This is a genomic window from Paenibacillus xanthanilyticus (assembly GCF_042682185.1).
Lineage (GTDB): Bacteria > Bacillota > Bacilli > Paenibacillales > Paenibacillaceae > Paenibacillus_Z > Paenibacillus_Z xanthanilyticus.
In genome coordinates this window covers 2,102,943-2,124,442 of sequence record NZ_JBHUHA010000002.1, presented here as the reverse complement: position 1 = coordinate 2,124,442, position 21,500 = coordinate 2,102,943, and the positions used below count along the sequence as shown (strand labels likewise).

Annotated in this window: 18 protein-coding genes and 1 riboswitch; of the genes, 14 read left to right on the top strand and 4 right to left on the bottom strand. The window is 61.1% G+C overall.

The genetic code is table 11. From position 1 onward, the window contains the following. Positions 1 to 93: 93 nt before the first annotated feature. Positions 94 to 735 carry a GGDEF domain-containing protein gene (locus ACFSKT_RS26750; RefSeq protein WP_377720771.1) on the bottom strand — a complete coding sequence of 214 codons (642 nt, stop codon included), beginning with the start codon at positions 733 to 735 and terminating at the stop codon, positions 94 to 96. 223 nt (positions 736 to 958) lie between these two features. Here ACFSKT_RS26750 and ACFSKT_RS26745 point away from each other — a divergent pair, with 223 nt between their 5' ends. The 4 genes from ACFSKT_RS26745 to ACFSKT_RS26730 all read left to right on the top strand — a co-directional run bounded on the left by ACFSKT_RS26745 (position 959) and on the right by ACFSKT_RS26730 (position 7,755). Then, on the top strand, positions 959 to 2,440 hold the full coding sequence (locus ACFSKT_RS26745; RefSeq protein ID WP_377720772.1) for an MDR family MFS transporter: 1,482 nt from the start codon (positions 959 to 961) through the stop codon (positions 2,438 to 2,440). 241 nt (positions 2,441 to 2,681) lie between these two features. Then, entirely contained in the window at positions 2,682 to 3,290 is a 609-nt protein-coding gene (locus tag ACFSKT_RS26740) for a TetR/AcrR family transcriptional regulator (protein WP_377720773.1), read from the top strand. Between the two features lie 136 nt (positions 3,291 to 3,426). Continuing rightward, the gene (locus ACFSKT_RS26735; RefSeq protein ID WP_377720845.1) at positions 3,427 to 5,610 is read left to right on the top strand and encodes a YhgE/Pip family protein; all 2,184 of its coding nucleotides are present in this window, start codon (positions 3,427 to 3,429) and stop codon (positions 5,608 to 5,610) included. Positions 5,611 to 5,829: 219 nt separating this feature from the next. Beyond that, positions 5,830 to 7,755, top strand: coding sequence for a YhgE/Pip family protein (locus ACFSKT_RS26730; RefSeq protein WP_377720774.1), 1,926 nt, complete (start codon positions 5,830 to 5,832; stop codon positions 7,753 to 7,755). A 224-nt stretch (positions 7,756 to 7,979) separates the two neighbouring features. Here ACFSKT_RS26730 and ACFSKT_RS26725 read toward each other — a convergent pair whose 3' ends face one another. Both ACFSKT_RS26725 and ACFSKT_RS26720 read right to left on the bottom strand, forming a co-directional pair. Then, on the bottom strand, positions 7,980 to 8,150 hold the full coding sequence (locus ACFSKT_RS26725) for a hypothetical protein (RefSeq protein WP_377720775.1): 171 nt from the start codon (positions 8,148 to 8,150) through the stop codon (positions 7,980 to 7,982). Between the two features lie 75 nt (positions 8,151 to 8,225). Further along, positions 8,226 to 8,873, bottom strand: a complete 648-nt coding sequence (locus ACFSKT_RS26720) for a fumarylacetoacetate hydrolase family protein (RefSeq protein WP_377720776.1) — start codon at positions 8,871 to 8,873, stop codon at positions 8,226 to 8,228. Positions 8,874 to 9,125: 252 nt separating this feature from the next. Here ACFSKT_RS26720 and ACFSKT_RS26715 point away from each other — a divergent pair, with 252 nt between their 5' ends. Further along, the gene (locus ACFSKT_RS26715) at positions 9,126 to 9,569 is read left to right on the top strand and encodes a MarR family winged helix-turn-helix transcriptional regulator (RefSeq protein ID WP_377720777.1); all 444 of its coding nucleotides are present in this window, start codon (positions 9,126 to 9,128) and stop codon (positions 9,567 to 9,569) included. Between the two features lie 22 nt (positions 9,570 to 9,591). After that, the gene (locus ACFSKT_RS26710; protein WP_377720778.1) at positions 9,592 to 10,824 is read left to right on the top strand and encodes a multidrug effflux MFS transporter; all 1,233 of its coding nucleotides are present in this window, start codon (positions 9,592 to 9,594) and stop codon (positions 10,822 to 10,824) included. Positions 10,825 to 11,155: 331 nt separating this feature from the next. On the opposite strand, the gene ACFSKT_RS26705 is transcribed toward ACFSKT_RS26710, so the two are convergent. Next, positions 11,156 to 12,034, bottom strand: a complete 879-nt coding sequence (locus ACFSKT_RS26705; protein ID WP_377720779.1) for an AraC family transcriptional regulator — start codon at positions 12,032 to 12,034, stop codon at positions 11,156 to 11,158. A gap of 158 nt (positions 12,035 to 12,192) precedes the next feature. On the opposite strand from ACFSKT_RS26705, the gene ACFSKT_RS26700 reads away from it, so the two are divergent. The 8 genes from ACFSKT_RS26700 to purS all read left to right on the top strand — a co-directional run bounded on the left by ACFSKT_RS26700 (position 12,193) and on the right by purS (position 21,499). After that, complete coding sequence (locus ACFSKT_RS26700; RefSeq protein WP_377720780.1) at positions 12,193 to 13,488, top strand: Gfo/Idh/MocA family protein; 1,296 nt, start codon at positions 12,193 to 12,195, stop codon at positions 13,486 to 13,488. A 115-nt stretch (positions 13,489 to 13,603) separates the two neighbouring features. Next, positions 13,604 to 15,013 carry a glucuronate isomerase gene (gene uxaC, locus ACFSKT_RS26695; RefSeq protein WP_377720781.1) on the top strand — a complete coding sequence of 470 codons (1,410 nt, stop codon included), beginning with the start codon at positions 13,604 to 13,606 and terminating at the stop codon, positions 15,011 to 15,013. 95 nt (positions 15,014 to 15,108) lie between these two features. Then, the gene (locus ACFSKT_RS26690; RefSeq protein ID WP_377720782.1) at positions 15,109 to 15,606 is read left to right on the top strand and encodes a GNAT family N-acetyltransferase; all 498 of its coding nucleotides are present in this window, start codon (positions 15,109 to 15,111) and stop codon (positions 15,604 to 15,606) included. A 547-nt stretch (positions 15,607 to 16,153) separates the two neighbouring features. After that, positions 16,154 to 16,256: riboswitch (purine riboswitch) on the top strand. A 560-nt stretch (positions 16,257 to 16,816) separates the two neighbouring features. Continuing rightward, a complete protein-coding gene (purE, locus tag ACFSKT_RS26685; protein WP_377720783.1) occupies positions 16,817 to 17,302 on the top strand; it encodes a 5-(carboxyamino)imidazole ribonucleotide mutase in 486 nt (161 codons plus the stop codon). Continuing rightward, a complete protein-coding gene (gene purK / locus ACFSKT_RS26680; protein WP_377720784.1) occupies positions 17,299 to 18,573 on the top strand; it encodes a 5-(carboxyamino)imidazole ribonucleotide synthase in 1,275 nt (424 codons plus the stop codon). Before purE ends, purK begins: the two co-directional genes overlap by 4 nt. Before the next feature lie 3 nt (positions 18,574 to 18,576). Then, positions 18,577 to 19,872, top strand: coding sequence for an adenylosuccinate lyase (gene purB / locus ACFSKT_RS26675; RefSeq protein WP_377720785.1), 1,296 nt, complete (start codon positions 18,577 to 18,579; stop codon positions 19,870 to 19,872). Between the two features lie 88 nt (positions 19,873 to 19,960). Next, the gene (locus tag ACFSKT_RS26670; RefSeq protein ID WP_377720786.1) at positions 19,961 to 20,851 is read left to right on the top strand and encodes a phosphoribosylaminoimidazolesuccinocarboxamide synthase; all 891 of its coding nucleotides are present in this window, start codon (positions 19,961 to 19,963) and stop codon (positions 20,849 to 20,851) included. A 405-nt stretch (positions 20,852 to 21,256) separates the two neighbouring features. Then, on the top strand, positions 21,257 to 21,499 hold the full coding sequence (gene purS / locus ACFSKT_RS26665; RefSeq protein WP_377720787.1) for a phosphoribosylformylglycinamidine synthase subunit PurS: 243 nt from the start codon (positions 21,257 to 21,259) through the stop codon (positions 21,497 to 21,499). Position 21,500: the final 1 nt, after the last annotated feature.

The following is a 21,500-nucleotide window of genomic DNA, read 5'->3' as shown; positions in this document are numbered from 1 at the left end:
ACGCCAAGAGCCGGACAGAATCAAGTGAAGCATCGATTCCGTCCGGCTCTTTTGTTTTCGGCTCCCGCTACGTATTGCCGCTTCGCAGCCCGCTTAATCTTTGCGTGCACGTTTGCTGGCGTACATATTCGCGTCGGCGATCTTCATCAAGTCGTAGAGGTCGCCGCCGTCGCGCGGATAGAGCGCCGATCCGATGGACACTTGGATGCGGACGCCCATTTGCGCCGACACTTCTGTCAACTGGCTCTCCAGCCGTCCTAATATGGCCTGAAGACCGGTGTCGTCCTTATGGTGGCCGACGACGACGAATTCGTCGCCGCCCCAGCGAGCGACCAAATCGCTGCCGCGCGTGGAGGCGACGAGCACGTCGCCGATCGCCGTGAGCACGCGGTCCCCTTTGGCGTGGCCGTCGCGATCGTTGATTTCCTTGAAATTATCGCAGTCGATGACGAGCAGGAACAAGCTGCCGTTCATGCGGGAAGCGAGTGATTTCGCTTTATCGAACGCCTTGATTAGAAAGCGGCGGTTGTATAAATTCGTGAGCACGTCTTTGTCGGAATAGTACACCGCGCGGTCGTACTGCAGGCCGGCCCAGTAGGCGAGGACACCGAACAAGGGATAGCCGAGCAGATCGAAGAGGTCCACCGCGCCGTCGCGGAAGAAATAGTATACGATGTACAGCGTGTGTACCGATAATACCGTGCTTAGCGTGAGTAATCGTCCCTTATATTTCATGGATACACCTCGTGATTGGACTGCCGGGCAGCGATCATTATACTACAACATTACGGAGGGCAAGCGGATTTGACGCAAATCGGCGGCTAGCAAGTGTTACCAACCCACAGCTTGCCTATTGCCAGCGCGAAGAATCCGGCCGCCCGCCATTCGAGGATGCGGCGGAGAGCGGAGCCATCCTTTATTAATAGATACAAGAGAAGAACAAGAGGAGTGGAGAATCATGGCTGAACACGTACAAAAACCAGGCGCGGAAGCGACGCTGCGGCAGCTCATATGGCCGCTGCTCGCGGTCATCATCGGCATGATCATGGTCATTCTCGACAGCACGGTCGTGAATGTCGCGCTGCCGCGGCTGGTCGAGGATTTCGACTCTAGCGTACCTACCCTGCAGTGGGCGGTGACCGGTTATACCTTGGCGCTCTCGGCGGTCATTCCGCTGGCGGGCTGGATGTCCGACCGGTTCGGCGCCAAGCGGATCTTCTTGACGACGATCGTCTTTTTTACGCTGGGCTCGGTGCTGTGCGGGCTCGCGCAGTCGCCGGAGCAGCTTATCCTCTTCCGCGTCATCCAAGGACTGGGCGGCGGCATGGTGTCCCCGATCGGGTTCGCGATCGTCTTCCGTCTGGCGCCGCCGGGGAAGATGGGTTCGATCATGGGCATGCTGGGCATCCCGATGCTGCTGGCCCCCGCGCTCGGCCCGATACTGGCGGGCTATCTCGTCGATTACGTGAGCTGGCATTGGATCTTCATCATCAACTTGCCGATCGGCATCGTCGCATTCCTGTTCGGGATGCGGTTCCTGCCGCGCTTCGAGAGCAAGGCGGTGCCGAGCCTGGACATCCTCGGGATGATTTTGGCGCCGATCGCGTTCGCGATGCTGGCGTTCGGCGTCAGCGAGGGCGGCACGGACTGGGGTTCGGCGCGCACGCTGACCGGGCTGATCGTGGGCGGCACGGCGCTCGTGCTTTTCATTGCCGTGGAACTGCGCAAGCGGGAGCCATTGTTGGAGCTGCGAGTCTTCGGCTCTTCCGATTTCACGCGGGGCATCATCATTGCGTGGGTCGCGCAGATCGCGCTGTTCGGCTCTATGCTGCTCGTGCCGCTTTATCTGCAGAACGTCGAGCACTTCAGCGCGCTGAAGACCGGCGTCATCCTGCTGCCGCAGGCGCTGTTCGCCGCGGCGGCCATGCCAATCGCGGGCCGGATGTACGACAAGATCGGCGCTCGTCCGCTCGTCATGACCGGGCTTGGCCTCGTGACGGCCGGGCTGTTCCTGCTCTCTAAACTGTCGGTAGACACCGGCATTCCTTATGTCCTGACGGCGCTGGCCATGATGGGAGCCGGCATGGGCATGACGATGATGCCGATCAATACGCAGTTGCTGGCCTCGGCGCCGCGTCAGCTCGTTACCCGGGTGACGCCGCTGACGACCGCGGCGCAGCAGGTCATGGTCTCCTTCGCGGTCGCCGGGCTGACCGGCTTCCTGACGTCGGAGATCAAGGACAACATCGCCAAGGGCGGCGATCCGATCCATGCATCCGTCGCGGCGTACGACGATACGTTCTTCCTGGCGGCGGGCATCGCGCTCGTCGGCGCGGTGCTGGCGCTTGTGCTGCGCAAGCCGAAGGCGCACGAGCAGGTGAAGGCAGACGCCGAAGGGGAGAAGGGCGGCGCGGATGCGGCCGCGATGATGGGACACTAACGCGGCATGCTAGCGGCCGGTTATGCCGGGGTTGACCGGGTAAAATGAAGAGAGCTTGCGAAACGCCGAAGCGGCGGAGCGCAAGCTCTTTTTTCTTAGGTTGGCGAATGATTCAACGAGCGGGATACGATAGAAGTTGTCAACGGCGCCAAGACGTGATATCTTATTACAATGACTAATTGACCAAAAATGAATTATGGTCAGTTTTGTGGATGGAATTGCATCTGAAGGAGGAACTTTGATGGCTGGGGTCGACAGACGAGCGCTTATTTTGAAGGCGGCGACGCAATCCTTTGCCCAATTCGGCTATAAAGCGACGACGATGGACCTGGTCGCCAAGATCGCCAACGTGGGGAAGGGCACCATCTACACGTTTTTCAAGACGAAGGAAGACTTGTTCGACGAGATCGTGCGCAAGGCGCTGCACGAGTTGAAGAGCGTGCTGGACTTGGGACTGCACGAAGGCGATCCGTTCTTCGATAACCTCTTCCGCGTGCTGGGCGCGCTGCTGGAATTTCGCTCCGATCACGAACTGTTCATCAAGCTCCAGCAGGAGGTGCGCGATATCGGCACGGCGAAGGCGCTTGACGGCACGCACCGGCTGGAGGGACTCGTGCTCGAATATTTGCAGCGGCACATCGAGTCCGGCGTGGCGAAGGGCGAGATCAAGCCGTGCGATCCGGAGATCGTCGCGTACGCGATGCTGAAGATGTACGTGGCGCTCACGACCGACTGGAACAAAATCCACGCGAATCCCTTGACCAAGGCGCAAATTCAGGATCACCTGATGTTGTTTTTCGCGGACGGGTTACGGAGCAGCGGAGAAATCTCAAAACCCTCGACTAGCTGAATGCTGCCTATTCGGCCTCAGCCGTTTCACCTCGACAAGAGGGTTTTTTTTGATATAAAATGACCAAATTTCAAATCTGGTCAATCATTCATTTTGAATCAAGAGCGTATGAATACGGAAAGGACGTGTGAGTGATATGAAAGGACTCGGCGTGTTCGGTAAGGACATGATGGCGGTGGTCAAGAAGCCGATCGTGCTGGTCTCCTTTATTGGCGTGGCGGTAATTCCGATGCTGTACAGCAGCTTCCTCATTAAGGGGTCTTGGGATCCGTACGGCTCGCTGGAGAAGCTGCCGGTGGCGGTCGTGAACTTGGACCGGGGCGCCTCGTACGAAGAAGAGGAGCTCGATGTCGGCAAGGAGTTCGTCGAGGAGCTGAAGCAAAACCCGGACTTCGACTGGCGGTTCGTCACCGCGGAAGGCGCGCGGGAGGGAATGACGCACAACAAGTATTACATTACGATCACCGTGCCGGAGAACTTCTCGGAGAAGGCGGCGACCGTCATGGACGAGAAGCCGCAGCAGGCCGAAATTATTTTCGAGCCGAACAGCCAATATAATTACATCGCCGGTCAAATCGGCAACAGCGCCGTGAAGGAGCTGCGAGCGAAGCTATCCGCGCAAATTACCGAGGCGTATACGCGCAGCATGCTGGAGCAGATCGAGAAGGTGTCGGATGGGCTCGGCGAAGCCGGAGACGGGGCGACCAAGCTGGCGGACGGGGCCAAGAAGCTCGAAGACGGCTTGGTCAAGCTGGAGGAAGGCGCGGCGAAGCTGGCCGACGGCACGCAGTCGCTTCAGAACGGCGTCGGTCCGCTCGCGAGCGGCGCATCCAAGCTTCATGCCGGCGCGGGCGAGCTGAAGCAGGGCGCGGGCAGCTTAGCTAGCGGCCTGTCGCAGCTGTCGGACGCGCAGGGCAAGCTGAGCGCGGGCGCGGAGTCGGCGCGCGAAGGCGCAGGCAAGCTCGAGACCGGGCTGCAGTCGTCGGTTGAAGGCGCCGGCAAGCTGACGGCTGGCTTGCAGTCGTCGACCGACGGCGCAGCCGCGCTATCTTCCGGTCTCGCTTCGGCAGCGGAAGCGAGCAAGCAGGTGGCGGGCGGCGCCCAACAGGTGGCCGACGGTCTCGCGCAGCTCGTGAAGGCGAATCCGCAGCTGGCGGATAACGCGCAGGTGAAGCAGCTGCTCGCCGCAAGCCAAGCGGTCGCGCAAGGCAGCGCAAGCTTGAGCGACGGTCAGTCCAAGCTGGCCGCTGGCGCGGCGCAGCTCGAAGCCGGCCAGCGGCAGCTGCTCGGCGGCGCGCAGCAGCTCGAAGCCGGCCAGCAGCAGCTGCTCGGCGGCGCGCAGCAGCTCGCGAGCGGGCAGGACCAGCTGCTGGCGGGCATGAATGCCTTCGCCGGCAAGCTGGGCGAGGCGGCCGCCGGCGGACGGAAGCTGGCGGACGGCGCCGGCGATCTGGCCAGCGGTCTTGCCAGCCTGAAGAGCGGGCTCGGCAAGGTCGCCGGCGGCGTCGGCACGCTGGCGGAAGGGACCAAGGAGCTCGGCAGCGGCACGGGCGAGCTGAAGGACGGCTCGGCGAAGCTCGTCGACGGCTCGGGCGAGCTGGCCGACAAACTAACTGACGCCGCGTCGAAGACGGCCGATGTGAAGACCGGCGACGAGACGGTGTCGATGTTCTCCGATCCGGTGAAGATCGTGGAGATTGACGACCGCAAGGTCGAGAAATACGGCATCGGCATCGCGCCTTACTTCTTGTCCCTCGCGCTGTTCATGGGCGGCCTCGTCTTCACGACGATTTTCTCGGTGCGCGATTCCGTCGTGCCGAACGCTTCGCGCGTCGGCTTGTTCTTGAGCAAGACGCTTACCTTTGTCGTCATGAGCGCCGCGCAGTCGGCGCTCGTCGTCACGGTCGTGCTGTTCGTGCTCCACGTTCACGTGCAAAGCGTGCCGCTCTTCTACTTGTTCGCGTTCATGGCGAGCCTGGCGTTTGCGATGATCATCCAGTCGTTCGTCACCTGGCTGGATAACCCGGGCCGGTTCCTGGTCATCATTCTGATGATCTTCCAGCTGACATCGAGCGCGGGCACGTTCCCGCTTGAGCTGCTGCCGGACTGGATGCAGACGCTGAACCCGTGGCTGCCGATGACGCACAGCATTATCGGCCTGAAGGCGGTCATCGCCAGCGGCGATTTCAGCCTCATGTGGGAGCAGTTTGCGAACTTGGCCGTGTACGCGGTCGTGTTCGGTCTCCTGACCTTCGCGTATTTCATGCGGCGGAAGCCGGCCGGTTCGATGAACGAGACGGCGGCAAGTCTGCAAGCTTGATCTCATGACCGCTTCCCAGTTTGTAACCCGGGGAGCGGTCATTTTTGCATGCGACGCTTCTGATCGCGTACGAACAGCCCATTCCCGCCAGACGCAACCATGCCAATATTCGCATAGCAGACCTTCGGGACACGCATAATACTCAGGCATGCGGTGGAAACTTGTTCTTGCGCTGGCAGCAGGATAGGGGCGCTCAGGACGGAGGAAGGGGTGAAGGTGATGACAAAAGGTTTGCGCTGGTTCGCGGGAGAGTGGGCTTCGCTCGGACGCTCGCCCAAAACGCTCATATCGCTTGTTGGCATCATATGCATACCGGTTTTATACAGCGGCATCTATCTATGGGCGTTCTGGGATCCTTACGGTCATCTGGAGCGGCTGTCCGTCGCCGTCGTGAACGAGGACAAGCCGGCCGAATTCGAGGGGGAAACCTATACGATCGGCAGCGACCTGGTGAAGGAGTTTCAGGCTGACCCTTCCTTCGATTGGCATTTCGTCAGCCGAGAGGAAGCGGACCGGGGATTGGCCGCGAATGCGTATTACTTCGCGATCGTCGTACCGGAAGATTTCTCCAAGCGGGCGACGACACTGATGGACCAGCAGCCGACGCCGCTCGAGATCACGATCAAGTCGAACGAAGGGCTGAACTATATCGTTGCGAAAATCGGACATTCCGGCATCGAGAATATCCGTCGGCAGCTGTCCGAGAAGCTGACGCTGAGCTATACGGAGGCGATCTTCGGCAGCTTGGAGGAGCTGAAGGACGGGATGCAGAAAGCGAGCACGGGGGCGGGCGATCTGCATGCCGGCTTGCGGACGCTGTCCTCCGGTACGGCCAAGCTTGCCGCGACGGTCAAGAATAACCAGGCGTCCATCCACGAGCTGGACAAAGGCGCGGCCGACCTCAAAGCGGCGGCGGCCAAGCTGGCGGACGGCGCGGCGAAGCTGAACGAGGCTTACGGACAGATCGGCACGGGGACGAAGCAGGTCGATACGGCGCTCGGCCAGCTGCAAGCCGGCGGCATTCAGCTGGATGCCGGCTTGGAACCGCTGGCCAAAGGGGCCGCCGGCGTCGACCAGCTGATCGCGGGGTATGCCGCTCAGCATCCGGATACGGCGGAGGACGCGACCTATCAGCAGCTGCAGGCGGCCGGGGCGCAGGTGTCCGCGGGGCTCGCGCAGGTGCAGACTTCCGTGAAGACGTTCAATGCGGGCGTCGCCGAGCTCGTTGCCAAACACGGCCAGCTGGTAAGCGGCGTCGGCGCTTTTGCGCCGAATCTGAAGCAGCTGACGACCGGCGCTGCTCAGCTCAGCACCGGGGCCGCTTCGCTTTATACGGGGGTACACAAGGTAAGCACGGCTTGGACGGCGCTTATTGAAGGCATCGACGAATTGGCTGCGGGCGAGAAGAAGCTGGTGGACGGCAGCGGGGAGCTGAGCGCGGCGTTGAAGGATGGGGCGAGCGAGCTAACCAGCATCCATTCCTCGCAAGGTTTGTTCGAGATGATGGCCAACCCGGTCCGGGTGCGCGAGGACAACATCAACACGCTGCCGAACTACGGCACAGGAATGGCGCCCTTCTTCATTTCAATCAGCCTGTACGTCGGCGCGCTGCTATTGACGACCGTCTTCGCCCTGCGCGATAACTTCGCGCCGCCTTCTTCGGGGTTCCTATGGTGGCTGTCCAAATACTCGGTCATGATGGCTGTCTCGATCGGGCAGGCGCTGCTCGTCTCGCTCGTGCTGACCGGCGTCGTCGGGCTGGACCCGCTCAACACGGTCGATTTCGCCCTCTACACGCTGTTTGTCAGCCTGGTGTTCATGGCGATTATCCAGCTGCTGGTCACGCTCGGCGACAACGTCGGGCGGTTCTTCGCCATCATTCTGCTCGTGCTGCAGCTGGCGGCGACGAGCGGCACGTTCCCGGTGGAACTGGGGCCGGATGGCCTGCAGACGATCCATAAATTTCTGCCGATCACCTATACGGTGGAAGGGTTCCGCTCCATTCTCTCGACGGGCGACTACGAGCTGCTGCGGCAGGATATCGGGCTGCTGCTGATCTTTTGGGCGGTCGCGTCGGCAATTACGGTCATCATGCTATCGGCTTTCGTGCGGAAGAAGAGGCGAATACAAGCGCTGGAGGCGTAAACGGATCGGCATATGCGGGATCTCGGACATTCGCGGGCCGGCGTATCGCGACTTAGGCGGGAAGGAAGCATCGGCATTTCGGGAAAGGTTAACGCGCTTGAAGGTTCAAGCCGTTAACCTTTTTTGCCGTGCAGCCGCAGGCCAACAGAAAGCCCCGCCGCTTGGGGGAGCGGCAGGGCTCGGGTGCGAATCCTGGAACGAATGGTGGCGCGAGTAGGGATAAATTAGTGGTCCGCGTTGGTTAACGCGTGCTCCCAGCTCGGAAAGTAGAACAGCGCGTTCTGCATCAGCTCGGGATGCGAAGCTTTCATTTTCTTCTTGTTCAAATTCTGTCCGCTCGTCTTGAGCTGGCGAATTTGCGCAATGACGTCGTTCGCGCTCATGGATGCATCCATCGTGATACCTCCTTTGCCGGTGATGTCCCCTATTATTGCCAAATTTCGGCAGAACATAACCAGGGAAGCGCTCGGTTAAGCGGAGAGGGTGACGTGAAGCGGACCGAATGTTTCTTCCGCTTGGCCCGGCGCGGCAAGCTTCATCTCGAGCGCATCGCCGTTCGCGACGGGACCGACGCCAGCCGGCGTGCCGGTATAGATCAGGTCGCCCGCGCCGAGGCCGAAGCGGGAGCCGATGAAGTCGACGAGCCGACGGAGCGGGAAAATCATGTCGGCGGGCGAGCCGTGCTGGATCGTCTCCCCGTTCTTCACGAGGCTAAAGGTTAACGAGTCGAATCGCGCTTCCGCGAACGGGCGGAAGGCGGACAGCGTGGCGGAGCCTTTGAAGCCTTTGGCGAGCAGCCACGGGTGGCGCTTCTCCTTGAGCGCGGATTGCACGTCGCGGGCGGTCCAATCGATGCCGAGCGCAACGCCGTCGATCAGCTCGGAGAGCGTCTTGCCCGGCGCGTAGGGCGAGGCGATGCGGACGACGAGCTCGACCTCGTGGTGGATTTCGCCGATGCCGGCCGGCAGGACGAGGGTGCCCTCCGCCGGGCTAAGCGCATGGGTCGGCTTGCCGAAGATCATCGGCTCGCCCGGCACGTCGTTGCCAAGCTCCATCGCGTGGAGCGCGTAGTTGCGGCCGACGCAGTAGATGTTGCGGATTGCGGAATAATCGGTCATTTAGAGGAACATCTCCTTCGCTGCTGAAAGGTGTGCCGCCTGTAGCGGACGAGTCTCCCTATATTATACACGCCGACGGATGCGTGCTCGCAAGTTCGGCGGGGAACGTAAGCGGCGGGAGCGATCGAGACATAGCTGGAGCAAGCGGATCGAATCGTTGGCGGCTGCTATATAACCTTGTTGATGCTTGACGAACACGCGTGATAGTATGCATAATCAACTGTTGGCATAGCAACTATTTGGAGGGAGAACGTGCGACGTCATTTGGACGAACATATCGGCATTTTGATCCGCGACGTCGATCTGGCGATTTCGGGCTACGTGAAGCGCCAGCTGGCGCCGTTTGGCCTCGCGCCGGAGCAAAGCCTTATTTTGCTTCTGCTGTACCGGGAAGACGGGCTGCCGCAGCACGAGATCGCCTCCCGGCTGCGCAAGGACAAGACGAACGTGAACCGCATGATCGATAATCTCGAAGGCAAAGGCGTTGTCGATCGACGGGCCGACCGGGCGGACCGGCGCGTGCAGCGGGTCTGGCTGACGGAGCAGGGACGGGCGCTGAAGGAGCCGGTGCTCGCGATGACGGAGCAGACGACGCGTCTCTTGACCGAAGGCTTCACGCCGGAAGAGCTGGATGCGGGAAGACGCTTCCTGGAACGCGTTCGCCATCATCTTCAGCAGGGGCCATCATCCGATTAAGGAAAGGAACGACACACTTCTTATGGCACAACCGAACGTAACGAACGAGCCGCAGCCGCGCCGGATCAGCGCCTCCAAGCGGCTCTGGATGGCGATTGTACTGGGCAGCCTCAGCGCCTTCGGGCCGCTGTCGCTCGATATGTACTTGCCGGCGCTGCCGGCGCTTGCGGACGATCTGAAGACAACCGCGTCGCTGTCGCAGCTGAGCTTGACCGCGTGCATGCTCGGCTTGTCGCTCGGCCAGCTGCTGGCCGGGCCGCTGAGCGACGTTCGCGGCAGAAGGGGACCGCTCTTGATCGGACTGGTCGTCTACGCCGTCTCGTCGATTTTATGCGTCTTCGCCGGCAGCATTTGGCTCTTCTTGGCATTGCGCTTCATTCAGGGGCTCGCCGGCGCGGCGGGCATCGTCATCTCGCGCGCGATGGTGCGCGATCTTTATTCCGGGACGGAACTGACCAAATTCTACTCGCTGCTCATGCTCGTGAACGGCGCGGCGCCGATCCTCGCGCCGATTATCGGGGCTCAAATCCTGCGGTTCGGCGAATGGCCGACCGTGTTCGCCGTGCTGGCCGGTTACGGCGCGGTGATGTTGATTGCGGTGGGGGCGGGACTTGGCGAGACGCACCCGGCGGACCGGCGCTCGGCGGGCGGGCTTGGCGGCACGCTGCGCACGTTCGGGACGCTCCTGCGCGACCGGCTCTTCATGGGCTATGCGCTGACGCAGGGCTTCATCATGGCGGGGATGTTCGCGTATATCTCGGGCTCCTCGTTCGTGCTGCAGAACGTGTACGGCGTCTCGCCGCAGACGTTCAGCCTCGTGTTCGCGATGAATGGAATCGGCATTATCGCCGCCACTCAGATTACGGGCCGCTTGGCGAGCCGCGTCGGCGAGACCAAGCTGCTGGGGGCGGGCATCGCGATCGCGGCGGTCGGCGGCCTCGCGCTGCTTGCATCGCTGGCGGCACAGGGGGGCCTCGCCGTCGTGCTGCCGCCGCTGTTCCTCGTCGTGGCGAGCGTCGGCGTCGTCTCCACGGCGGGCTTCTCGCTCGCGCTGCAGCAGCACGGCCAGAACGCAGGCAGCGCGTCGGCTCTCCTCGGCCTGCTCTCCTTCATTATCGGCGGGATTGCGGCGCCGTTCGTCGGCATCGCGGGCGAGAACACGGCGTTGCCGCTCGGAGTCGTCATCGCGATCGCCGAGCTGTGCGCGGTGGCCTGCTATGCCTCGCTCGTCCGGGGGCGGGAGAAGGGGCGATAGTTCGCAGCCGTTCGCCACGGCCCGGACACTAATAAGCCATCAGGGGAGTGCGGACACCCGCGCTCTTCTGATGGCTTTTCTTCATCCTCAAGCTAGATCGGCTTTGTCGACGTGGCAACGGCCATGTTGCGTCGTCATCTCGTAGTCCTTAATATGGCTGCTTGCCTACCCGTATATCGTTGCTCAGGCGGAAACATCATGGACCGAGAACATTGCTTTCTTACCATTCATCCGTTCGCTACCTTCAGACTTTTAGATATACTGCGTATCTGATTACGAGTCATACCTCTCGTTTGGCCAACACCTGGCGTATAGAAGGTTTGGCTGCGCCTCATCCGCTCTCCCCTTGATGCAGCCTTCGGTAATCCCGCGCGGACATCCGCGTCACCGCCTTGAACATTTTGCCGAAATGCGAGAAGTTGCCGAAGCCGACCTGGCCGGCGATATCCGTAATCTTGAGCGGCGTCTCCCGAAGCAGCCGCTGCGCTTCCTTCAGCCGGGTCAGGTTGACGTAGTCGATGATCGTAAATCCCGTGATTTCCTTGAACATGCGGCTGAGATAATACGGGCTGATATAAAATTGCGCGGCCAACTCGTGGATCTGCACCGGCGCGGCGTAATGGTCGTTCAGGTAGCGGACGATCTCCGACACCTTGCCGTGCGTCGGCGTGACCGGAGGCGCGGCATCGGCTGTCTGCGGGTGATCCGCGGCATAACGGGCGCACAGCAGCAGCAGGTCGAACAGCGCATGGCGAAGAACCAGCTCGCATCCCGGGGCCCGGTTGCGCAGCTCCTGCACGATCCGCGCGGCATGGCTCCGGACGATGCGCTGTTCGTCCGCCGGCAGACGCACGAGCGGCGTGGCGAGCGCGAACGGGCTGCGCAGCAGCTGGGCGTCCGCCTCGGGCAGCGCCTGCAGCATCGGCTCGTCGAAATGCATCACGAGGCGGGCGTGCGGCCCCGTGCCGGATTGAATCGATTTGTGCAGCTCGTGCTTGCCGATCAGAATCAGGTCCCCGGCCTCGACGGGATGGGCGGCGTCCTTGATGAAATAGGTGCGCCTGCCTTCGAGCAGCAAATAAATTTCGTAATACGGATGCCAATGCTGGCTGTCCATGCTGAACGGCTCCGTCCGCCGAATATACTCCATGTAGATGGACTTGCCTGCCGGCGCGCCATAGTCGAGCTGTTCCGGTTTCGCGTATGCCATAGGGATCGCCCCTTGCCCGTTTTGCTCCCATTATAGCAAGATTGGCGGTATTTGGGTTGAAATGAGCAGGAAATGAAGAGAAAAAGATTGTATTTTGCCCTATTCTTAAGAAAAGCGAAAGCGATTCCACAACTCTCAAGCGCGAAGGGATGAAAAACATGACGGTCAAAAAGAAATACGTGCTCGTCGGCAGCGGCGGCCGTGCGGAATTTTTCTATGGGGCGATCGCGAGGGACTTCCGGGAGACGAGCGAGCTGCTCGCGTTCTGCGATTCCAACCAGACGCGGATGGATTACGCCAACAAACTGCTGGCCGAGCGGTACGACTACGAGCCGGTGCGCACGTACAAGCCGGAGCGGTTCGACGAGATGATCGCCGCCGAGCGGCCGGATGCCGTCATCGTGACGAGCGTGGACCGCACGCACCATACGTACATTATCCGCGCCATGGAGCTTGGCTGCGACGTCATCACGGAGAAGCCGATGACCGTCGATGCGGACAAATGCCAGGCGATTCTGGACGCGGTGGAGCGGACCGGCCGCAGCGTGCGCGTCACGTTCAACTACCGGTATGCGCCGCATCACACGAAGGCGAGAGAGCTGATCGAGGACGGCGCGATCGGGCAGGTGACGAGCGTCCACTTCGAATGGCTGCTCAACACCCAGCATGGCGCGGACTACTTCCGCAGATGGCACCGGGATAAGCGCAACAGCGGCGGGCTGCTCGTCCACAAGTCGACGCACCATTTCGACCTCGTCAACTTCTGGATCGGCTCGGAGCCCGATACGGTGTTCGCGTTCGGCGACCTGCTGTTCTATGGCAAGGAGAACGCCGAAGCACGCGGCGTCACGACGTTCTACGACCGGGCGACGGGCAATCCGAACGCCGAAGGCGACCCGTTCGCGCTGCAGCTGGACGGCAATCCGCACCTGAAGAGCATGTACCTGGACGCCGAGCCCGAGGACGGGTACCGCCGCGATCAAAGCGTGTTCGGCGACGGGATCAGCATCGAGGATACGATGGGCGTCATGGTCCGCTACAAGAACAAGGCGATCCTGACCTACTCGCTGAACGCTTACTTGCCTTGGGAGGGCTACCGGATCGCGTTCAACGGCACGAAGGGGCGGATCGAGATGAACGTCGTCGAGCAGTCCTACGTCAATTCCGGCGGCGACAAGGCGATGGAAGGCGCGATCAAAGGAAAGCAGATCACCGTGTTCCCGATGTTCGGCGCGCCGTACGAGGTGCAGGTCGAGGAGGGCGAGGGCGGACACGGCGGCGGCGACCCGGTGCTGCTGAACGATATTTTCGGCGTGCCGGCCGAGGACCGCTTCCGCCGCGCGGCCAACCATGTCGACGGGGCCAAATCCATCTTGACCGGCATCGCGGCCAACCAGTCGATCCGCACCGGGCTTCCGGTGAAGGTCGAATCGCTGGTGAAGTTTCGCGGGTAGCGGCATCGCAGCAAGACCAATCGATTATCCGCGCGTGGGACGGTCCCCCTTGCTAAAAAGGCGGCATCCGCGCGCATTTTCCCCATTTCCGCGACAAATGAAGGAGGCATATTCATTGAAACCTTTTTTGGACGATCAATTTCTATTGACTAATTCCGTTGCCGAGCAGTTGTATCACGAATATGCGGCGAAGCTGCCGATTATCGATTACCACTGTCATCTGGATCCGAAGGAAATCTACGAGAATAAGCAGTTCGCCAATTTAACGGCCATCTGGCTGTACGGCGACCACTACAAGTGGCGGGCGCTGCGCGCGAACGGCGTGCCGGAGCAGCTCGTGACGGGCGGCGAAGGCGTCTCCGACTACGACCGTTTCCTGGCCTGGGCGAAGACCGTGCCGGCGACGCTGGGCAATCCGCTCTACCATTGGTCGCATCTCGAGCTGGCGCGCTACTTCGGCATTACGGAGCTGATCAACGAGAAGAATGCGCCCGCGATTTGGGAGCAGGCGAATGCCAAGCTGGCGACGGATGCATTCCGCGTGCGGGACTTGATCACGGCCAACAAAGTCGAGGTCATCTGTACGACGGACGACCCGGCCGACACGCTGGAGTACCATGCGGGTATTCGGGATATCGAAGGCTTCGACTGCCGCGTGCTGCCGTCGTTCCGCCCGGACAAGGCGCTGGAGATTCGCCGCGCGACGTTCCTGCCATGGCTCGATAAGCTGACGGCGGTTCATGGCGCGCCGATCGCCGATTACGACGGCTTGCTCGCGGCGCTCGAGGGACGCGCCCGTTTCTTCGACGGCCAAGGCTGCCGCGTCTCCGATCATGCGCTCGATTACGTGCCGTACGCGGAGACGACCAAGGAGGAAGCGGCTTCCATTTTCGCGCGCGCCGTGGCAGGAGAGACGGTGACCCTCGAAGAAGAGAAGAAGTACAAAACCTTCACGCTGCTGTTCCTCGGCAACCTCTACCGGGAGCTCGGCTGGGCAATGCAGCTGCATATCCACGCGGCCCGCAACGGCAGCAGCCGGATGTTCGCCAAGCTGGGGCCGGATACCGGCTTCGATTCCGTGAACGAGGGCGAGGTCGCCTACCCGTTGTCGCGTCTGCTGGATCGTCTCGATTCGGAAGGCGGGTTGCCGCGTACGATCCTGTACTCGCTCAATCCGAACGATTACGACGTCCTCGGCACGCTCATGGGCAGCTTCCAGGGCGACGGCATTCCGGGCAAAATCCAGCTCGGCGCGGCCTGGTGGTTCAACGACACGAAGGACGGCATGCTCGCCCAAATGAACGCGTTGGCGAACTATGGGCTGCTGAGCCGCTTCGTCGGCATGCTGACCGACTCCCGCAGCTTCCTGTCCTACACCCGCCACGAGTATTTCCGCCGGATCCTGTGCAACATGCTCGGGGAGTGGGTCGTTCGCGGGGAAGCGCCGCACGACATGGAGCTGCTGGGCGGCATGGTCGAAGATATCTGCTACGGCAACGCGAAGCGGTATTTCGAGTTCGGCTAGGCGAGTAGACGGCAGCGGCGAGCTTCGCTTGAAGTGCGGCGGCAACCGGGATGCCGGGGACTGCGGCGCGAAGGGGAAGGGGAAGGAGCTTGCGCATGGGAAAGAACGTGAAGCTTCGGCCGGCCGCGGAGGCGGATTGGCCGCTTGTCCATCGTCTTATTATGGAAGCATTTCGCGAATACGAGGGCGTTCTGGTCCCGCAGTCCGGCGCCCTTCGCGAGACGGTAGCCAGCATTCGGGAGAAGGTCGCCGGCCGCGGCGGCGCCATGATCGCGGAGACGGCGGACGGGACCGCTGCGCTCGGCACGGCGCTCCACTACGTGGTGGAGCAGCACCTGTACGTCGGCCGCGTATCCGTCGTTCCGGCCGGTCGCGGACAAGGCGTTGGCCGAGCGCTCATGCTGGGGATGGAGGGCATCGCCCGCGAAGCGGGTCTAGCTGAAATTCGCGTGTCGGTGCGGCTGTCGCTGCCGGATAACGTCGCCTTTTACGAACGGCTTGGCTATGAGGCGTATGATCATCTGTTCTACCCGGAGCGGACGGATAGCTGGTACGAAATGCGAAAAAGACTGGGAGCGCCCGAGAATGGTTGAAGGGCATAGGACCAAGGCGCAGTATCCGAAGCGATGCCGCTCGTGGTAAACGCGATCGCAGGGCGGCATAAGGCGAAGGAGTCGATGGAAGTCATCCTCATCGGGGTGGCTTCTTTTGTCGTTCCACGATCGAGACGGGCTAGATGGTAAGCAAATTGCGGTGCAAGCGTGGCCGAGCGGAAAATGCTGCATGGTTTGGTACAAGCGAACGCAAGCTAGTGGGGAAATGAGCAGCCTTCCGCCGGTTGACCTTGACGGGCCAGGTGAGATTTGTTGACGGCTTGAGTTTGCCTCGGCGCAGCTTTTATGCCATATCGCCCGGTCTGGCGGGGCAGGTAAAAGCTTGAATAAGGAAAAACACACGTTGTCGACCCATTTGAGGCGAAATGTTCGTGTTTTCTGAAAATTTGAATCGTTCTATCCATGCGATGTGACGCAAAAACGAACTTTAATAAATAACCTCGGAATTAATGTTCGTATTTCGGTTGACAGCGTGAAGGCACATTCGGTACACTAGGGGAGTCGAAGAAAGCAGCGTTCGAGTCTGCTTTCCCTATATAGCATCCCTCGTATAAATTCGGGAATATGGCCCGAAAGTTTCTACCCGAGAACCTCAAATTCTTCGGACTACGAGCCTAATTTGAAGAACGGCCAGCGCTTCCGGGAACAACGGGGCCGGCACCGGCAACCTGCGCAGACATGACGATTCATCCGCTTTCGAAGTCCGGTTCGGACGGGCGGCAGCCCGCGCAGGGCGCAGAGGTTCTTCGCTTACGTTCGTGTCCCGTGGCAGTCATCCGGTCGGATCGCTGTTTGCCGGGATTTTTCTGTTTTCAGGCATATAGGAACGTATAAGTTTCACGCTTATACTTTGGCCTCTATGCCTCGATCGCGGAATGCTGCATTCCCCATCTTCCGATGGTGAACGCAAACCAATCCGCTTCATGGTCGCGGAATGCTGCATTCACAATCCTCCGATTGTGAACGCAAACCAATCCGCTTCATGGTCGCGGAATGCTGCATTCCCCATCTTCCGATGGTGAACGCAAACCAATCCGCTTCATGGTCGCGGAATGCTGCATTCCCCATCTTCCGATGGTGAACGCAAACCAATCCGCTTATCCGGAACGAAACGCACATCGCCGAGAAGGACGGCGCTAGCCGTTTCGCCTTGGACTACATTTATAATAGAGAAAGTGGGTATCGATGCATGTCAGCGAAAGTGGGCGTCATCATGGGCAGCAAGTCGGACTGGGAAACAATGAAATTGGCCTGCGATGTATTGGACGAGCTTGAAATTCCGTACGAGAAGAAGGTTGTCTCCGCGCACCGTACGCCTGATTTGATGTTCGAATACGCCGAAACGGCCGCAGACCGCGGATTGAAGGTTATTATCGCGGGCGCGGGCGGCGCTGCTCATTTGCCCGGCATGGTCGCTTCCAAGACGATTCTGCCGGTTATTGGCGTTCCGGTGCAGTCGCGGGCGCTGAACGGACTGGATTCCTTGCTCTCGATCGTGCAAATGCCGGGCGGCATCCCGGTCGCGACCGTCGCGATCGGCAGCGCGGGGGCGACCAACGCGGGGCTGTTGGCCGCGCAGATCCTCGGCGCGTTCGATTCGCAGCTGCAAGGACGCGTGCAAGCGCGCCGTGACCGCATTCAACGTGAAGTGCTCGAAAGCAGTGACACGCTATGAGTGCAGCGGACAAGCAATCGAGCGGCGGATTGATATCGCTTAACGGCGTGCTTGGCGCGGATCATGCCGCGGCCTGCGGTATCGATGGCTGCGCCCCGGAGACGGCCGGCGAGGCTCCGCAGACGAAAGTGATTTTGCCCGGCTCGACGATCGGCATTCTCGGCGGCGGGCAGCTCGGACGCATGATGGCGAACGCCGGCAGCGCGATGGGCTACCGGTTCGTCGCCCTCGATCCGACGCCGGATGCGCCGTGCGGACAAGTGGCCGAGCAGATCGTGGCCGCTTACGACGACCGGGAGGCCGCGCGCGAGCTGGCGAAGCGCTCGGACGTCATCACCTACGAATTCGAGAACGTCGACGCGGGCGTCGCGGCCATGCTGATGGAAGAGTCGTACGTGCCGCAGGGCAGCGAGCTGCTCTACACGACGCAGCACCGGCTGCGCGAGAAGCGGGCGATCGAGGCGGCGGGCGTGAAGGTCGCGCCGTACAGCGAGATTCGCAGCGTCGATGAGCTGCGCGAGGCGGTCGGACGGTTCGGCCTGCCATGCGTGCTGAAGACCGCGACGGGCGGCTACGACGGCAAAGGACAGTGGGTCATTCGCAGCGAGGAAGAGATTCCGGAAGCTTACGATACGCTGAGCAAGGCCAAGACGGAGCTCGTGCTGGAGCAGTTCATCCGCTTCGAGAAGGAGCTGTCCGTCATCGCGGCGCGCAGCCCGCAAGGGGAAGTGAAGACGTTCCCGGCGGCGGAGAACGTGCACGTGGGCAACATTCTCCACCTGTCCATCGTGCCGGCCAGAGCAAGCGAAGCGGTGCAGCGGGAAGCGCAGCGGCTGGCGGCGGCGATCGCGGAGGGGCTCGGCGTCGTCGGATTAATCGCCGTCGAGCTGTTCCTGACGGCGGACGGCGAGCTGTTCGTGAACGAGCTGGCGCCGCGCCCGCACAACAGCGGCCATTACACGATGGAAGCCTGCCGCACGTCGCAGTTCGAGCAGCATGTGCGCGCCATCTGCGGCCTGCCGCTCGGCGATACGACGCTCTTGACGCCGGTCGTCATGGTGAACGTGCTCGGCGAGCATATCGAGCCGCTGCTGAAGCACGTGGCGGCAGCCGATTCGGCCGCAGCGCGGCTCGGCGTCGCCCCGAAGGTGCATTTGTACGGCAAGCATGAAGCGAAGCATAAGCGGAAGATGGGCCACATCAACGTGCTCGCGGAGAACGTCGACGCGGCGCTGGCGTGGATATCCGAAACGAATATTTGGAGGGTTTAACCGATGTTGGAACGTTACAGCAGACCAGAGATGCGGGCCATTTGGACCGAGGAGAATAAATTCAAAGCATGGCTCGAAGTCGAGCTTTGCGCATGCGAAGCTTGGGTAGAACTCGGCGTTATCCCGCGCGAGGACGTGGAGGCGCTGCGCCAAGGCGCGACGTTCAATATCGACCGGATTTACGAGATCGAGCAGGAGACGCGCCACGACGTGATCGCGTTCACGCGCGCCGTATCCGAGACGGTCGGTCCGGAGCGCAAATGGGTGCACTACGGCTTGACGTCGACCGACGTCGTCGACACGGCGATGGGCTACCTGCTCCGCCAGGCGAACGAGATCCTCGAGAAAGACATCGTGAACTTCATCGAGATTCTGCGCGGCCAAGCGGTCGCTTACAAAGACACGGTCATGATGGGCCGCACGCACGGCGTTCACGCGGAGCCGACGACGTTCGGTCTCAAGATGGCGCTGTGGTACGAAGAGATGAAGCGCAACCTGGAGCGCTTCCGCCACGCGGCCGACGGCGTCCAGTTCGGCAAAATCTCCGGCGCGGTCGGCACGTACGCGAACATCGACCCGTTCGTCGAAGAATTCACCTGTAAGAAGCTCGGCATTAAGCCGGCGCCGATCTCGACGCAGACGCTGCAGCGCGACCGTCATGCGGAATACATGGCCACGCTGGCGCTGATTGCGACGTCGCTCGACAAGTTCGCGACCGAAGTGCGCGCCCTGCAGAAGAGCGAATTCCGCGAAGTCGAGGAGCCGTTCGCGAAGGGTCAGAAGGGCTCGTCCGCGATGCCGCACAAGCGCAACCCGATCGGCTGCGAGAACATCTCCGGCCTGGCGCGCGTGATCCGCGGCCACATGATCTCGGCGTACGAGAACGTGCCGCTCTGGCATGAGCGCGACATCAGCCACTCGTCGGTCGAGCGCGTCATCCTGCCGGACGCGACGATGCTGCTGAACTACATGCTGAACCGTCTGGGCAACATCCTGAAGAACCTGCAGGTGTTCCCGGAGAACATGAAGCGCAACATGCAGCGTACGTTCGGCGTGCCGTTCTCCGGCCGCGTCATGACGAAGCTGATCGACAAGGGCTTCAGCCGCGAGCAGGCGTACGACACGGTGCAGCCGCGCGCGATGCAAGCGTGGGAAGAGCAGCGTCAATTCCGCGACATTATCGAGTCGACGCCGGAGATTACGTCGGTGCTGTCGGCCGAGGACATCGACGATTGCTTTAACCCGTCGTGGCATCTGAAGCACGTCGATACGATTTTCAAGCGTCTGGAACTGATCTAAGCGCGACCGGCAAGCTCGGATAAGGATAGATCCCCGGCTTCATGGGCCGGGGAAACATGCGCGAGAGCGGAAGAGGAGCGAGAAGTTCATGGCTGAACAAGCGTTGTCTACGGCAGAGGCGTATATCAAGGCGCCGCTTCTATATAAAGGCAAAGTGCGCGAGCTGTATGATCTTGGCGAGCATTACCTGATCGTGGTCACGGACCGGATCAGCGCGTTCGACTACGTGCTGGACCCGGCGGTGCCGCAGAAGGGGAACGTGCTCAACCGGCTGTCGGCGTTCTGGTTCGAACAGACGGCGGACATCCAGCCGAACCACGTCATCCATACGGACGTCGACCGGCTCGGCGACCTGGTGACGGAGCCGGAGCTGCTTCGCAACCGGATCATGGTGACGAAGAAGGCGGAACGGATCGACATCGAGTGCGTCGTGCGCGGCTACATCACGGGCGGCGGCTGGCGGCAGTACGCGAAGACCCAGGCGATCAACGGGATCGAGCTGCCGGAGGGGCTGCGCAAGAACGAGCGTTTCCCGCAGCCGCTCTTCACGCCGGCGGCTAAGAACGACGTCGGTCACGACGAGGACATCCCGTTCGCGCGGATGCAGGAGCTGGTCGGCGCAGAGCTGGCCGAAGAGCTGCGCGATCGCAGCATTAAGCTGTACGAATTCGCGCGCGGCTACTGCGAGGAGCGTGGCATCATCCTGGCGGACTGCAAGTTCGAGTTCGGCCTCATCGACGGCAAGGTCATCCTGATCGACGAGATCTTCACCCCGGACGCGTCGCGTTTCTGGGCGAAGGAGAACTACGCGTACGACGTCGAGATCGACAGCATGGACAAAGAACCGGTGCGCACGTACCTGCTCGGCTCCGACTGGGACCAGAACAGCAAGCCGGCTCCGCTCCCGGAAGCGGTCGTCGACGAGACGACCCGCCGCTATCTCAGCATCTACGAGCGGCTGACGGGCCAAACGCTGTAGGCGACGAGCCAACCAACTAAACCAAACCCGCGGGGCAAGGTGAAACGGCTGACGTCGTCATTGGCGGAGCAGCGCGTTTCATTCCGGAGAAATACAAGCTTGTATTTCAGGCAAAGATGCCCCGCATCCCATAAAGTCGTCCGCAAGCCGGGAATTCACCCGGCAAGCGCCACGACCTGCACCTAGAGCAGCATGAAAATTTGTTCAATTCGGAAAATGGGTGGAGCAAAAAGTGGATGTTCAGCTGGAGAGCGCAAGCGATCGCCTTTGAACTCGGATAACAACCTTAACCTAATCTCATCCAGTTATCCGAGTTCAACAGCGACGGAAGCGAACATTCCACGTTTGCGGAACCTTCCCATTCTGGCGCAAAGAATTTCAAACATTTTCAGGAGGCGACCCCCCATGAAAGCAACGGTTTACGTGACAATCAAACAGAACGTGCTTGACCCGCAAGGAAGCGCAGTGCAAGGCGCGCTGCACACGATGGGCTTCGAGGAAGTCGGCAAAGTGCGCATCGGCAAATACCTCGAGCTCGAGCTGGACACGAACGATCGCGCGGAAGCCGAAGCCCGGCTGAAGGCGATGTGCGAGAAGCTGCTGGCGAACACCGTTGTCGAAGACTACCGTTTCGAACTGGAGGGTTAAT